This is a genomic window from Arthrobacter sp. Soil762 (assembly GCF_001428335.1).
Lineage (GTDB): Bacteria > Actinomycetota > Actinomycetes > Actinomycetales > Micrococcaceae > Arthrobacter.
In genome coordinates this window covers 517,865-531,995 of the sequence record NZ_LMSG01000001.1, presented here as the reverse complement: position 1 = coordinate 531,995, position 14,131 = coordinate 517,865, and the positions used below count along the sequence as shown (strand labels likewise).

Below are 14,131 nucleotides of genomic sequence, written 5' to 3'. Positions count from 1 at the left end.
GGGTCAGATACGGCCCAGGGGGCGTTTATTGGGCCGTATCTGACACCGCGTTGCTGGCGAAGCAACCGTTTGTGACCGGCCTTCTTTCGGCGACCCCTTGACTGATGCGTGACCTGGGTCATACCGTTATTTCACTACTCGATACCTATTTTTCGCATTGTGGAAAAGCAAAGACGCTTCTGCCGGTCGTTTCAGGCATGAATCCCACAGCGGAACATATGGAAGACATCTTCAAGAAGTGAGATCACGATGCAGACAACCCCGTTGACCGGCGTTGAACCGGCACCTGAGACAGCAGTTGACCTGGGCAAAGCAGCCCACCCCTCCGTGGGTGTCGACACGCTTTGCGATATAGCCAGTGCCGCCTCCGGCAGAACCATCAGCCCCACCCTCTACAACATCGACCTTGCCCCGACGAAGCGGGAAGGTCGCCGCTGGACCGGCTACAGCATTTTCACCCTCTGGGCCAACGACGTCCACAGCCTTGGCAACTACGCCTTTGCCATCGGGCTCTTCGCCCTCGGGCTGGGCGGCTGGCAGATCCTGCTCGCCCTGGGAGTCGGCGCCGTCCTGCTGTTTGCGCTCCTTAGCCTGTCCGGGTTTATGGGCGTAAAGACCGGTGTCCCGTTCCCTGTCATGAGCCGGATCAGCTTCGGCATCAGGGGCGCCCAGATTGCCAGCCTCCTGCGCGGGGCCGTGGCCGTCGCCTGGTTCGGCATCCAGACGTACCTCGCGTCCGTGGTGCTCAGGGTCATGCTCGTCGCCATGGTTCCCTCGCTGCAGGAGCTCGACACCAACTCCATTCTCGGCCTGTCCACGCTCGGCTGGGCTTCGTTCGTATTCCTCTGGATTGTCCAGCTGATCATCGTCAGCTTCGGCATGGAGATGATCCGCAAGTATGAGGCCTTCGCCGGCCCCATCATCCTGGTCACCATGGCGGCCATCGCCGTCTGGATCTTCGTCGAAGCCGGCGGCTCCATCGCCTGGGCCGGGGACAACGCCCTCGAGGGCGGCGACATGTGGCGCACCATCTTCGCCGGCGGTGCCCTGTGGGTGGCCATTTACGGAACGTTCGTCCTGAACTTCTGCGACTTCACCCGGTCCGCCGTCTCCAAGCAGGCCGTGGTTCGCGGCAACTTCTGGGGCATCCCCATCAACATGCTCCTCTTCGGCGCGATCGTTGTGGTGATGGCCGGTGGACAGTTCAAGATCAACGGCACTGTCATCCAGAGCCCGTCGGACATCGTCCAGACCATCCCGAACACGCTGTTCCTTGTCCTGGCCTGCCTTGCCCTGCTGATCCTGACCATCGCCGTGAACCTGATGGCCAACTTTGTGGCCCCTGTCTATGCCCTGACCAACCTCTTCCCGAAGCACCTGAACTTCCGCAAGGCGGCCTGGGTCAGCGGCACCATTGGCCTGATCATCCTGCCGTGGAACCTGTACAACAACCCGCTGGTGATCGTGTACTTCCTGGGCGGACTCGGAGCCCTGCTCGGCCCGCTGTTCGGCGTTGTCATGGCCGATTACTGGCTGCTGCGCCGCGGCAAGGTCAACGTCCTTGAGCTCTACTCCGAGGACCCGGCAGGTGCCTACTACTACAAAAAGGGTTACAACCCCCGGGCCATCATTGCCATGGTGCCCGCTGCCGCCATCGCACTCCTGATCGCCTTTGTTCCGGCGCTGGAAGCGGCCGCCCCGTTCGCGTGGTTCGTCGCGGCCGGCATCGCCGCGGTGGTCTACTACGTCATCTCGGACCGCAGGCAGCGACTCGACGACGTTGACGGCGAATCCATCGCCGTCGCCAGCGCCCACTAACCAAAGCGCCAGCAACCGCCGCGCCAGCAACCAACCTGTCCCGAAAGAGGAAAAGCACCATGCGCATCCTTGTGGCCAACGTCAACACCACACAGTCCATGACCGATTCCATCGCCGCGCAGGCAAAACAGGCCGCGCTGCCGGACACGGAGATCGTGGGAATCACTCCGCGCTTCGGCGCAGACTCCTGCGAGGGAAACTTTGAGAGTTACCTCGCTGCGATCGCCGTGATGGACGCCGTCGTCAACTACCAGGAGCCGTTCGACGCCGTCATCCAGGCCGGCTACGGCGAGCACGGCCGCGAAGGGCTCCAGGAGCTCCTTGACGTTCCGGTAGTGGACATCACCGAGGCGGCCGCGAGCACCGCGATGTTCCTGGGCCACAAGTACTCCGTGATCACCACCCTGGACCGGGCCGTGCCGCTGATCGAGGACCGGCTGAAGCTGGCCGGCCTCGACGCCCGGTGCGCCTCGGTCCGGGCCAGCGGCATGGCCGTCCTGGAGTTGGAGGAGGAGCCGGAGCGCGCTGTGGAAGCCATCATCGAACAGGCTCTGCTGGCTGTCCGTGAGGACAAGGCGGAAGTCATTGTCCTGGGCTGCGGCGGCATGGCCGGTCTGGACGAGGAAATCCGGAAGCGTGCCGGCGTCCCCGTGGTGGACGGTGTGGCGGCTGCGGTCACCATCGCTGAATCGCTGGTCCGGCTGCGGCTGAGCACCTCAAAGGTCCGGACCTACGCCACCCCGCGGCCCAAGACCGTCATAGGCTGGCCAATAACGGCAGCGAACGTGCCCGCTGCGCCTTAGCCCGGCCATCAACTCAAGGAGCGACCCATGACTGCAACCCACCGGCCCGCACATCCCCACCGGCCGGCACCGGTCGCCGTCGTGACCGGTGCAGGCTCCGGGATTGGCAGGGCGGTGGCGCGGCTCATGCTGGCCGACGGGTACCGCGTGGTGTTGGCCGGCCGCCGGGAGGCTCCGCTGCTGGAGTCGGCGGCCGGCCATCGCCAGGCGCTGGCGGTGACCTGCGACGTAACAGTGCCCGACGACGTCGAGCGCCTTTTCGCTGCAGCCCTCGGGAAGTGGGGGAGGGTTGACGTCCTGTTCAACAACGCCGGCGTGTTCGGCCCGGCCGCCTCGGTGGATGAAATCAGCGTGGCCGACTGGGACGCGGTGGTGGCGGTGAACCTCACCGGCTCCGTACTATGCGCCGCCGCCGCCGTGCGGGCCATGAAATCCCAGGATCCTCAGGGCGGCCGGATCATCAACAACGGATCCATTGCAGCGCATTCGCCGCGGCCGCGGACGGTGGCCTATACGGTCACCAAGCACGCCATGACGGGTCTGACCAAGAGCATCGAGCTGGACGGCAGGGACTTCGGCATTACCTGCGGCCAGATCGACATCGGCAACACAGCCACGGACATCATGGCCACCATCGGAGTGGACTCCGGTGCCCTGCAGGCCGACGGCAGCCGCCGGATGGAGCCCACGTTCCCGGTGCAGGACGCCGCGCGCGCCGTACTCCTGATGGCAGGCATGCCGCCGTCGGCCAGTGTGGGCTCGATGGTGATCACGGCCGCGGGAATGCCGTTCATCGGCCGGGGCTGACAAGGAATAATCCGCACCTTTCCGCTGCGGAAGCGGACGTCCGCGCCGGGGAGTTCCCCGGCAGGCGTCCGTTTTCGTGGCGGATTTTGTATGTCCGGGAAATTCCAGTGATTTCCACATTGTGAAAATGCGATTTCCCCTTGCGGAATCGTGTGACCGGGGTTACGTTGGAATCAGACCCCGATGTCCGGGGCTGTTCCCGATTGATAGGTACAGATCAATGAAGATCCCAGATTCCGCGGCGCTGAAGGCGAGTTCGGCCCCGCAGAAGAAGAAGCCCTTGTATAGGTCGCTCTTCTTCCAAATTCTGATCGCCGTCGTGGCAGGTGTTCTTATCGGACATTTCTGGCCGAACCTTGGCTCACAGCTGAGGCCGCTCGGTGACGGTTTTATCCAGCTCATCAAAATGATCATCGCGCCGCTGATTTTCCTGGTGATCGTCACCGGCATCTCGGCCGTAGGCGACGTCAAGGCGGTCGGAAGGGTCGGAGTCAAAGCCCTTCTCTACTTCACCGCGGCCACGCTCTTCGCGCTGGTCTTCGGCCTGATCGTAGGCAACATCGTCCAGCCCGGTGCCGGGCTGAACATTGATCCCAACACCCTCTCCCAGGAAGCGCTGACCGCCAAGACCGGCAATGCCGTGCCCAAGGACGCCGCGGCCTTCATCCTGGACGTCATCCCCACCAGCGTCATCGGCGCCTTCGCGAGCAACAGCCTCCTGCAGGTCCTGTTCTTCTCGGTCTTCTTCGGCGCGGCAATCGTCGTCATCGGACGCGAGCGCTGCATGCCGGTCGTCAGCCTCATGGAGACCGTCCTGGAGCTCATCTTCAAGATCATGTCCTGGATCATGAAGGTTGCCCCGATCGGTGCTTTCGGTGCCATGGCATTCATCATCGGCCAGTACGGGCTGGACACGCTCAGCACCTATGCGTTGCTCATTGCCGCCTGCTACGGCGCGGCCATTGTCTTCATCGGCCTGCTGTTCCTCGTGGCCTGGGGCTTTGCCCGCGTCCCGCTTTGGCACTTCCTGAAGTACACCCGCGAGGAGTTCCTGCTGGCGCTCGGCACCGCCTCCACCGAGGCTGTGATGCCGCGCATCATGACCAAGCTGACCAACGCCGGCTGCTCACGTGCCACCACAGGCCTGGTGGTGCCCACCGGCTACTCATTCAACCTCGACGGCGCCGCGATCTACCTTTCTATCTCCCTGCTCTTCCTGGCCCAGGCCTTCGGCCACAACCTGGACCTCGGCCAGCAGCTGGCAGCGCTCGGCGTCCTGCTGCTGACCTCCAAGGGCATGGCCGGCGTCCCCGGTTCATCGTTCCTGGCGCTGTCCGCCACCGCCGCGGCACTGGGCATCTTCCCGGTTGCCGGCGTGGCGCTGCTGCTCGGTGCCGACCGCCTCATGGACTCCATGCGGGTGGTAGTGAACCTCCTGGGCAACTGCGTCGCCACGTTCGTGGTCTCCAAGTGGGAGGGCCAGTTCGACCGGAGCGTTATGGTCAGGGCGTTCAAGGGTGAAATCACCAACCACGATTCCGCCATCATGCTTGGCGTCGAGGAAGAATTCGAAGACCAGGAGCTGGAGCGGATCAGCGGCGGCCAGGAGCCGTCTCCCAAGTTCCGCGGCGGACCGAACCCGGAGGAGATCCGCGAGTTCCACATGAGGCGGCCCACCCACGCCGCCGCCGCGCCTGACGGCTCGTCCGACGCGGGTGGCGGGAAGTAGCTTCCGGCCCCGGAACCCCGGCTGATGCCGTCCGCAACGCAAGGAACCCTGCCCCTGATTTGGGGGCGGGGTTCCTTGCATTTGCCATTGGCCACGCCAGCCACATGGTGGGACGTGGCGCCCGAGCTGCCGATCACGTGGCGCCCATTCAACTTCGGAGTGTCGAACCGCGTCTGAGCTGGGGATTCGGCAAGGATTGGGCCTATGACCAAGAGAACTGTGCTTATCGGGGGACGCTTTTTCTTTGGCCTTTTGACGTTGGTGGCGGTGGGAACACAGCTGACAGTTCATTTGGGCATGGGCTACGACGTCTGGAACTTCTTCAGCTACTTCACAAATTTGTCCAACATCTTCGCCGCGTTGGTGCTTCTCATCAGCGGTTACAGGGTGCTGATCCGCAAACGCCCCAGCGAAATCGACGACGTCACGCGCGGCACGGCAACCATCGCCATGGCCGTGGTGGGACTCGTGTTCGGTGCGCTGCTCGCCGGCGAAGATCTCGGCTCGCTGCTGCCGTGGGTCAACTTCGTGGTGCACTACCTGATCCCGGTGGTCATGGTGGTGGACTGGCTCTTCCAACCGCCGCGGGCCACGCTCACGGTCAAGCACATCTGGTATTGGCTGCTGTACCCTGTCGGCTACCTGGTCTACAGCCTGGTCCGCGGGGCCTTGGTGAACTGGTACCCGTACTGGTTCGTCGACCCCGCACGGGCAGGTGGCTGGGGCGGGGTGGTGGTGTTTGCCCTCGCCATTTCCGTCGGCTTCCTAGTCGTGAGCCTGGCCATGCTGTGGCTCGGTAACAAGCTCAAGCGGCAGGTGGATTACTAGGCCTTGATCCACCGATCCGTGGTTGGTCCTCAATCGAGGAGGTACAGGTGCTCGGGGGTGTCGAGGTCTTCACCGGCGGAGAGGTCGCTGCAGTCCACGAGGTCGATCAGCCCCGGGTGCTCCTGGAGGAAGAAGCGTGCCCCGGCATCGCCGGTTGCCGTTTCCGCGGCTTGAGCACGCAGGCTGGAATCCAGAAGCAGCGGGTGTCCCCGCCGGAGTCTTCCGTCCGTGCCACGGTGGGCGGCCGCAGTCACGCGGCCAGGCCGGTGGGAGGCCAGCAACCGGGCAACGGTCTCGGTGGTCAGGCCGGGCTGGTCCACCAGCGCAATGAGCACATGGTCCGCCGGGGCTGCGGCGGCAACTCCCGCCCGGAACGAACTTCCCATTCCGCTGGCCCAGTCCGGGTTGTCGATGACCCGGTGCCGGCTGAGATTGGTGGCGGCGCGGACCGTTGCCGATTCCGCTCCGAGCACCGTCACCACTTCCCGGCAGCCGCCGTCGAGCAGCACGTCGGCCAGGACTTCAACGAGCGTGCGGCCCTGGAACCGGAGTAACGCCTTGGGGCCGAGCCCCAGCCGCGTCCCGGCACCGGCGGCAAGCAGCACCGCCGTCGTGCGTTGTTTGTCCAGGTCAGCCATCGCCCCAGCCTATTCCCCAGCTCCGTCTGCCGCCCCATGGGAGTTTTTGTCCAGATAATGGCTTCAAGAGGGCAAAGCGCATTATCTGGACAAAAACTCCAGTTGTCGAAGGGTGGGATCAGGCGTCGCCACCTGCGCCGCCGGTGGTCCCGGCGTTGACGTCCAGGAGCTTGTAGCGGTCCATCGCGTAGGCGGGCACGCCGCCGTCCACCTCTCCGCGCGAAGCGAGCAGCTGCAGGGTCTTCACCACAACCGAGTGGGTGTCGTTCTTGAAGAAGCGGCGGGCTGCCGCGCGGGTGTCGGAGAAGCCGAAGCCGTCGGCTCCGAGCGAGGCGAACTGGTGCGGGAGGAACTGGCGGATCTGGTCCGGGACTGCCTTCATGTAGTCGGTCACGGCCACCACGGGCCCCTGCGCATCGGCGAGCTGCTGCGTGACGAACGGTACGCGGGCGGGCTGGCCCGGATTCAGGAAGGCCTCTTCCTCGGCGGCGAGCCCGTCGCGGCGCAGTTCGTTCCAGGACGTAACGGACCAGACGTCGGCGGAGACGCCCCAGTCCTCGGCGAGGATCCGCTGGGCATCCAGTGCCCACGGGACGGAGACGCCGGAGGCCAGGATCTGGCTCTTGGGCCCTTCGATACCCGACGCCGACACCCGGTAGATGCCTTTCAGCACACCGTTGACGTCGAGGTTCTCAGGTTCGGCCGGCTGGGAGATGGGCTCGTTGTAGACCGTGATGTAGTACATGAGGTTCTTATCGGATGCAGGTCCGGTTCCATCGCCGCTTGCGGCCGGCCCGTACATGCGCTCGATGCCGTCCCGGATGATGTGGCCCATCTCGTACCCGTAAGCGGGGTCGTAGGTGAGGACGGCCGGGTTGGTGGAGGCCAGGATCGGGGAGTGGCCGTCGGCGTGCTGGAGGCCTTCGCCGGTCAGGGTGGTGCGGCCGGCGGTGGCGCCGATGATGAATCCGCGGGTCATCTGGTCCGCGGCGGCCCAGAAGGCGTCGCCGGTGCGCTGGAAGCCGAACATGGAGTAGAACACGTAGATCGGGATCAGCGGCTCGCCGTGGGTGGCGTAGGAAGTTCCCGCGGCCGTGAAGGCCGCGACGGCGCCTGCTTCGTTGATGCCGGGGTGGATCAGCTGGCCCTGGGCCGATTCCTTGTAGGCCAGGACCAGGTCCCGGTCCACGGACAGATAGGCCTGGCCGTCCGGGTTGTAGATCTTGGCCGTGGGGAAGAACGCATCCATGCCGAAGGTCCGGGACTCATCCGGAACGATGGGGACAATGCGGTGTCCGAACTTCTTGTCCCTGAGCAGGTCCTTGAGCAGGCGCACGAAGGTCATGGTGGTGGCCGCCTGCTGCTTCCCGGAACCGCGCTTGGCAACCTCGTAGGTTTTGGCGTCCGGCAGCTCCACCGGCGCGTGGTCCGGCCGGCGTTCGGGGACGAAACCGCCCAGGGCGCGGCGGCGCTCCATGAGGTACCGGATCTCGGGGGAGTCCATGCCGGGGTGGTAGTACGGGGGCCGGTAGAGGTCCGCGTCGAGCTGTTCGTCCGTGATGGGGATCCGCAGGTGGTCGCGGAACTTCTTCAGGTCATCGAGGGTGAGCTTTTTCATCTGGTGGGTCGCGTTGCGGCCCTCGAAGTGGGGTCCGAGTCCGTAGCCCTTGACCGTTTTGGCCAGGATCACGGTGGGNATCCGCAGGTGGTCGCGGAACTTCTTCAGGTCATCGAGGGTGAGCTTTTTCATCTGGTGGGTCGCGTTGCGGCCCTCGAAGTGGGGTCCGAGTCCGTAGCCCTTGACCGTTTTGGCCAGGATCACGGTGGGYTTGCCCTTGAATTCGGTGGCTGCCTTATAGGCGGCGTAGACCTTGCGGTAGTCGTGGCCGCCGCGCTTGAGGTTCCAGATYTCGTCATCGGAGAGGTCCGCGACCATGTCCTTGGTCTGCGGGGTCTTGCCGAAGAAGTGCTCGCGGACGAACCCGCCGGATTCGGCCTTGTAGGTCTGGTAGTCCCCGTCCGGGGTCTCGTTCATGATCTTCACGAGCGAGCCGTCGGCGTCCTGGGTGAGCAGGTCATCCCACTCCCGGCCCCAGACGACCTTGATGACGTTCCAGCCCGCGCCGCGGAAGAACGCTTCGAGTTCCTGCATGATCTTGCCGTTGCCGCGGACGGGACCGTCCAGGCGCTGGAGGTTGCAGTTGATCACGAAGTTGAGGTTGTCGAGATTCTCGTTGGCGGCGAGCTGGAGCAGGCCGCGGGACTCGGGCTCGTCCATTTCRCCGTCGCCCAGGAACGCCCAGACCTGCTGGTCCGAGGTGTCCTTGAGGCCGCGGTTGTGCAGGTACCGGTTGGACTGGGCCTGGTAGATCGCGTTCATCGGGCCGATGCCCATCGAGACCGTGGGGAACTCCCAGAACTCCGGCATCAGGCGCGGGTGCGGGTAGGAGGAGAGCGCGTGGCCTTCCTTGGACTTTTCCTGCCGGAAYCCGTCCAGGTCCTCCTCGGCGAGCCGGCCTTCCATGAACGCGCGGGCGTACATGCCGGGGGAGGCGTGGCCCTGGAAGAAGACCTGGTCACCGCCGCCGGGGTGGTCCTTGCCGCGGAAGAAGTGGTTGAAGCCCACCTCGTACAGGGTGGCGGCSCCGGCGTACGTGGAGATGTGCCCGCCCACTCCGATGTTCGGCCGCTGTGCCCGGTGCACCATGATGGCGGCGTTCCAGCGCATGTACGCCCGGTACCGGCGCTCGAACTCTTCGTTGCCGGGGAACGGAGCTTCCTGGTCTACCGGGATGGTGTTCACGTAGTCCGTGGTGGTCACCATCGGCACGCCGACGCTCTGCGCGCCGGCGCGCTGCAGCAGGCTCCGCATGATGTATTGGGCACGCTCGGTGCCCTGTTCCTGAATCAGGGCATCCAGGGACTCCAGCCATTCGGCGGTCTCTTCCGGATCACGATCGGGCAGCTGGTTTGTCAACCCGCTGAGGATATGGGAGGTCTCTTCGGGATGGTGTTCACGTAGTCCGTGGTGGTCACCATCGGCACGCCGACGCTCTGCGCGCCGGCGCGCTGCAGCAGGCTCCGCATGATGTATTGGGCACGTTCCGTGCCCTGTTCCCTGATCAGTGCATCCAGGGACTCAGCCCATTCGGCGGTCTCTTCCGGATCACGATCAGGCAGCTGGTTTGTCAACCCGCTGAGGATATGGGAGGTATCTTCTCCTGCAGCCACGTCCAACCTCTCTTTGCGCGCATGCATCGGCGCCCACATGCCGGGCAGGGTGACTGTCCGGCATGAATGCGACGTGTGCGACGTATCGGTTACAACAGCCCGGTCATGTGCGCCGGGCAGGGTCCTATCACGCCTATGTCTGCCATTGAGTTCCAGGCGGTCGCCCCGCAGGCATAGTTGTCACCAGTCACTCTAGCTGTGACTCCAGCGCGATGCGTAGCCGCGTCCATGGCGTCCCTGTTGTATTTCGCCGTCATACTGGTTGTGTGACGAAAGCCGCTGCAACGCAGGCTGACGGCGCCGGATGTGACGCAGAATATGGCGGATCGCGGTGGTCGCAGCTTGAAGCGCAGGCACAAAGGGTGTTGGCTGGGAGTAATGGAAATCACTATGCGAATTGCATGTATTAGGCATTGGAGGAACACGTGAGCGAGGCCGACGCCGCCACTTCGGTAAATGTGGCGGAAAAATTGGGTTTCAAAAACGGGGATCTGATTCAGGAGTTCGGTTACGACGACGACGTCGATTTCGACTTACGTGATGATATTGAGGACCTGACAGGGTCCGAGCTCCTGGACGAGGACGACCACGACGTTGTTGACGCCGTCATTTTTTGGTGGCGGGACGGCGACGGGGATCTGGTCGATAGCCTCATGGATTCCCTCACCACGCTGAGTGAAACCGGGGTTGTTTGGGTGTTGACGCCAAAGTCCGGGCGCACCGGGTACGTGTCGCCGGCGGAAATCCAGGAAGCGGCGCCCACTGCGGGTCTGCACCTCACCACCTCGGCAGGTGTGTCAAAGGACTGGAGTGCCACCCGCCTGGTCAGCAGGAAGAACAAGTGACGGCAGCTCTTGCCGTAGCCGGGCAGACTGTTCCGGCGGTGGGGGAGCTTGCCCCGGACTTTGAGCTGGTAAACCAGTTCGGAGAACCTGTCCGGTTATCCACTTTCCGCGGGCAGAACGTTGTGCTGGTGTTTTATCCGTTTGCTTTTTCGGGTGTCTGTACCGGCGAGCTCTGCGAAATCCGGGACAACCTGGCCGCGTTCGAGGATGCCAGGGCCACCGTCCTGGCCGTGTCCGTGGACAGCAAGTTCAGCCTGCGGGCTTATGCCGAGAAGGAAAGCTACGGCTTTGACCTTCTGGCCGACTTCTGGCCGCACGGCGCTGTCGCTTCCGCCTATGGAGTCTTCGACCGGGAGAGCGGCATGGCTGGGCGCGGGACGTTCATCATCGATGCAGCAGGAACAATCCGCTATGTCGTGGTGAATCCGCGCGGGCAGGCCCGCGAGCTCGCCGAGTACCAGGATGCTCTGGCAGGTCTGGAACAGGCCTGAGGCCGCATGGACCGGCAGCGGCACGGCATCGGCCTGACAGGCTTCGCCAGCCTGCCGGCCGCTGACCCTGCCGCGCTGTCCAGTGCGGACTTTCAGGGGCTTGAACGCGTCCGGGAGCTTTTGTCCGGCAAGCGGCTGGCGTTACTGACCGGCGCAGGGCTGAGCACCGATTCGGGCATACCGGATTACCGCGGGCCGGACGCCGTGCCACGTTCGCCCATGACGTACCAGGAGTTTGTGCGCGACGGTGCCAACCGCCAGCGCTATTGGGCGCGGAACCATATCGGCTGGTCCCACTTGCGGCACGCAGATCCAAACCCTGGGCACCGTGCGGCCGCAGAACTTGAGCGGCGGGGCCTGCTCACTGGGTTGATCACGCAGAACGTCGACCGGCTGCACGAAGACGCCGGCAGCCGGAATGTCATTGACCTCCACGGCCGTTATGACCGGGTTGCCTGCCTCCATTGCAAGCGCACCTACACGCGCCGCCTGCTGGCTGGGGTGCTCGAAGAACTCAATCCCGGCTTCCTGGCGCGCGCCACAACTTCCGGCCTGGTGGAAATGGCGCCCGACGCCGACGCCACTGTTGAGGACATTGCTCTGATCAGCAGTTTTGTGGTCGCTGCCTGCCCCGCTTGCGGCGGAATGCTCAAGCCCGACTTTGTCTACTTCGGCGAGAACGTGCCCAAAGAACGCGCAGAAGCCGCCTACGCGATGGTGGACAGCGCAGAGGCATTGCTTGTTGCCGGATCATCGCTGACCGTGATGAGCGGACTGCGGTTCGTCCGTCACGCGGCGAAGGACGGCAAGCCTGTGGTGATCATCAACAGGGGCGATACCCGGGGCGACCAGTACGCAACCATCAAGCTCGACGCAGGCGTCAGCGAGGCACTGACCTGGCTCGCCGCCGAACTCCCCGATCTTTGACCGTTCGGGGCCGACCGTGTCGATTGGCTTTTCGTCCCGCCCGTCAGGTAGAGTTTATGTTCGTTGGTTGACGCGCTGAGGTGCGAAAAACCGGCAGTTTGGGTCTTTAGCTCAGCTGGTAGAGCGCCACGTTTACACCGTGGATGTCATCGGTTCGATCCCGGTAGGACCCACCGCCAAACCCCGTTGTTCCTTGCCCGAGTGGCCGGGAGCGGCGGGGTTTTTGTTGCCCTATGGGGTTCAGGGCGTAGGGTCGGCCCATGAATGTGAATGGGGTCGAGTATCTCCGCGGCGGGGATTCCCTCAACGGACCGCACTGGGCTCCACACGCATCACAGTGGAGCACGTCGGCTCGACATCTGTTCCCGGGCTTGCTTAGAAGCCGGTCATCGACATTGTCGTGCTCGTCAAAGACTCCGCCGCTGAGGAAATGTACATCCACCAGCTTGAGGCAGTCGGGTTCCTTCACCACCTCCGCGAGCCGGCGTGGTTCGAACACCGCCTGTTGAAGCACAAGGTTCACGACGTGAATTTGCACCCGTTTACCGCTGGATGCGAGGAAGCGCGCATGATCCGCTTTCGGGACTACCTGCGAAGTAACCAGGACGCCATATTGTCGGTGGCTGTCCCTAGTGTTCCCGCTATGGAATATGTGGTGGTGAGGACGGCCAACGACGGCAGCCCGACGGCGGTGGTCAGCAACGGCAGGGAATGGGCCGTCGGTGCCGACGCAGTGAGATGGTTTGAGCGTGTGAGCTGGTGGGAGGCGCAGCGGCGTATGCCCAAAGGTCTGGGCCGTGTGGACGTTGAGGTCTTGCAGGTCCAGGTGCGGCTGGGCCGCAATCCGCAGTCCGCACTGACCACCATGGTGCTGGAGCGCGACGGCCTTGGTGGCGGCTGGAGGCTGAGGGAATCCGTGGTGGACGTCGCCTGAACCCGGCGGCCCAGGCCACGGCAACATTCAGGCATTGGAAAACCCTCCACCGCGACTATTGGGGGATGCCGCGGTGGAGGGTCTGAAATGAATATACCGTGAACTTCCTGAAACAAACAAATGCCACGCGAACCGAGGGTGCGTGGCGCGGTGGACGGCGCCTTGGCCCGGGCCCCGAATCGCCGCCAAGCCATTAGGATGGTTACTGTTCAGCAGAATGAACGCATCTACGCGCAGCGCCCCGGCGTGCCGATCGAAGGAGAATCATGGCCGATTCCCGCACCCCCCGCTCCTCTGAAGGATTGGGCAGCACATCGCCGGCGCCTGCGGTCACGCGTGCCGCCGCCGTCATGGACGCGCTGGCAGCCTCCGCCACCGGAAGGCTTACGCTAAGCGACCTCGCCCGCGAGTTGGGTATCCCCAAGTCGTCCACCTCCAACCTGTTGCTGGCATTGGAAGAAGCCCGGCTAATCAGCCGCCAGGGCGCCGAATTCACGCTGGGCCGCAAGCTCGTGGAACTCGGAGCCGCCTATCTCAGCCGGCTCGACGAAGTACAGGAGTTCTACCGGTTCTGCGAGCGGGCGCCGACCCTTTCCGGGGAGACAGTACGCATAGCCATGCTGGATGGAACCAACGTGATCTATTTGGCCCGCTACGAGGGCCATCCGGCGGTCCGCCTGACGTCCAACATCGGCGACAAGATGCCGGTGTCCCTGTGTGCCGTGGGCAAGGCCCTGATTGCCCGCCTTCATGACCACGACGTCGACGCAATGTTTTCCGATGACGCCGAACTTCCGGTGCTGACCCCGAAGTCCCTCCGCACTGGGGCAGAATTGAAGGCACAGCTCACAACCATCCGTGAACAGGGCTATGCGTTCGAAGATGAGGAATCCACTACTGGAGTGGTTTGCCTGGCGGTGGCGGTGCCTACGCGCGGCGCCCACGGCCCGAGCCTTGGGTTGTCAGTCACGGCCCTTAAGGCCACGTACTCCGCGGAGCAGGGTTCCCGGATGATCAGGGAACTGAACGAGCTGGCGCGGTCCCTGGGCAACCCCATGGGCTGAGTGCCCCCCTCTGGCG

12 protein-coding genes, 1 tRNA gene and 3 pseudogenes are annotated in these 14,131 nt (G+C 64.1%); 12 read left to right on the top strand and 4 right to left on the bottom strand.

Going from position 1 to position 14,131, the window contains the following annotated elements; all coding sequences use genetic code 11:
• The first annotated feature begins 249 nt into the window (after positions 1-249).
• From ASG77_RS02485 to ASG77_RS02465, 5 genes are all read left to right on the top strand, one after another.
• Positions 250-1,818, top strand: coding sequence for an NCS1 family nucleobase:cation symporter-1 (locus tag ASG77_RS02485; RefSeq protein ID WP_056340732.1), 1,569 nt, complete (start codon positions 250-252; stop codon positions 1,816-1,818).
• 59 nt (positions 1,819-1,877) lie between these two features.
• Complete coding sequence (locus ASG77_RS02480; RefSeq protein WP_056340729.1) at positions 1,878-2,621, top strand: aspartate/glutamate racemase family protein; 744 nt, start codon at positions 1,878-1,880, stop codon at positions 2,619-2,621.
• Between the two features lie 27 nt (positions 2,622-2,648).
• Entirely contained in the window at positions 2,649-3,428 is a 780-nt protein-coding gene (locus ASG77_RS02475) for an SDR family oxidoreductase (RefSeq protein ID WP_056340726.1), read from the top strand.
• A gap of 220 nt (positions 3,429-3,648) precedes the next feature.
• Positions 3,649-5,157, top strand: coding sequence for a cation:dicarboxylate symporter family transporter (locus ASG77_RS02470; RefSeq protein ID WP_056340723.1), 1,509 nt, complete (start codon positions 3,649-3,651; stop codon positions 5,155-5,157).
• A 204-nt stretch (positions 5,158-5,361) separates the two neighbouring features.
• Positions 5,362-5,985, top strand: coding sequence for a Pr6Pr family membrane protein (locus tag ASG77_RS02465; RefSeq protein ID WP_056340720.1), 624 nt, complete (start codon positions 5,362-5,364; stop codon positions 5,983-5,985).
• A 29-nt stretch (positions 5,986-6,014) separates the two neighbouring features.
• On the opposite strand, the gene nboR is transcribed toward ASG77_RS02465, so the two are convergent.
• From nboR to ASG77_RS02450, 4 genes and pseudogenes are all read right to left on the bottom strand, one after another.
• Positions 6,015-6,623 (bottom strand): nicotine blue oxidoreductase, encoded by a 609-nt coding sequence (gene nboR, locus ASG77_RS02460; RefSeq protein WP_056340717.1) that lies wholly within the window; start codon positions 6,621-6,623, stop codon positions 6,015-6,017.
• A 118-nt stretch (positions 6,624-6,741) separates the two neighbouring features.
• Positions 6,742-8,238: pseudogene (locus ASG77_RS22375) on the bottom strand (transketolase-like TK C-terminal-containing protein); the annotation flags it as partial.
• Between the two features lie 82 nt (positions 8,239-8,320).
• Positions 8,321-9,600 (bottom strand): annotated as a pseudogene (locus tag ASG77_RS22960) (pyruvate dehydrogenase (acetyl-transferring), homodimeric type); the annotation flags it as partial.
• On the bottom strand, positions 9,597-9,815 hold the full coding sequence (locus ASG77_RS02450; protein ID WP_056340711.1) for a hypothetical protein: 219 nt from the start codon (positions 9,813-9,815) through the stop codon (positions 9,597-9,599). The gene ASG77_RS02450 and the pseudogene ASG77_RS22960, both read right to left, overlap by 4 nt.
• A 464-nt stretch (positions 9,816-10,279) precedes the next feature.
• Here ASG77_RS02450 and ASG77_RS02445 point away from each other — a divergent pair, with 464 nt between their 5' ends.
• The 7 genes and pseudogenes from ASG77_RS02445 (at position 10,280) to ASG77_RS02420 (ending at position 14,115) form a co-directional block, all read left to right on the top strand.
• A complete protein-coding gene (locus ASG77_RS02445; protein WP_056341561.1) occupies positions 10,280-10,699 on the top strand; it encodes a DUF3052 domain-containing protein in 420 nt (139 codons plus the stop codon).
• A complete protein-coding gene (locus ASG77_RS02440; protein ID WP_056340708.1) occupies positions 10,696-11,190 on the top strand; it encodes a peroxiredoxin in 495 nt (164 codons plus the stop codon). The genes ASG77_RS02445 and ASG77_RS02440 overlap by 4 nt, the downstream gene beginning before the upstream one ends.
• Before the next feature lie 6 nt (positions 11,191-11,196).
• The gene (locus ASG77_RS02435; protein WP_056340705.1) at positions 11,197-12,117 is read left to right on the top strand and encodes an NAD-dependent protein deacetylase; all 921 of its coding nucleotides are present in this window, start codon (positions 11,197-11,199) and stop codon (positions 12,115-12,117) included.
• A 100-nt stretch (positions 12,118-12,217) separates the two neighbouring features.
• Positions 12,218-12,290: transfer RNA gene (locus ASG77_RS02430), tRNA-Val, on the top strand.
• Positions 12,291-12,505: 215 nt separating this feature from the next.
• Positions 12,506-12,715: pseudogene (locus ASG77_RS22790) on the top strand (GrpB family protein); the annotation flags it as partial.
• Between the two features lie 45 nt (positions 12,716-12,760).
• The gene (locus ASG77_RS22365) at positions 12,761-13,051 is read left to right on the top strand and encodes a hypothetical protein (RefSeq protein WP_056341558.1); all 291 of its coding nucleotides are present in this window, start codon (positions 12,761-12,763) and stop codon (positions 13,049-13,051) included.
• A 266-nt stretch (positions 13,052-13,317) separates the two neighbouring features.
• Positions 13,318-14,115: an IclR family transcriptional regulator gene (locus ASG77_RS02420; protein ID WP_056340702.1), complete on the top strand. Its 798-nt coding sequence runs from the start codon at positions 13,318-13,320 to the stop codon at positions 14,113-14,115.
• Positions 14,116-14,131 lie beyond the last annotated feature (16 nt).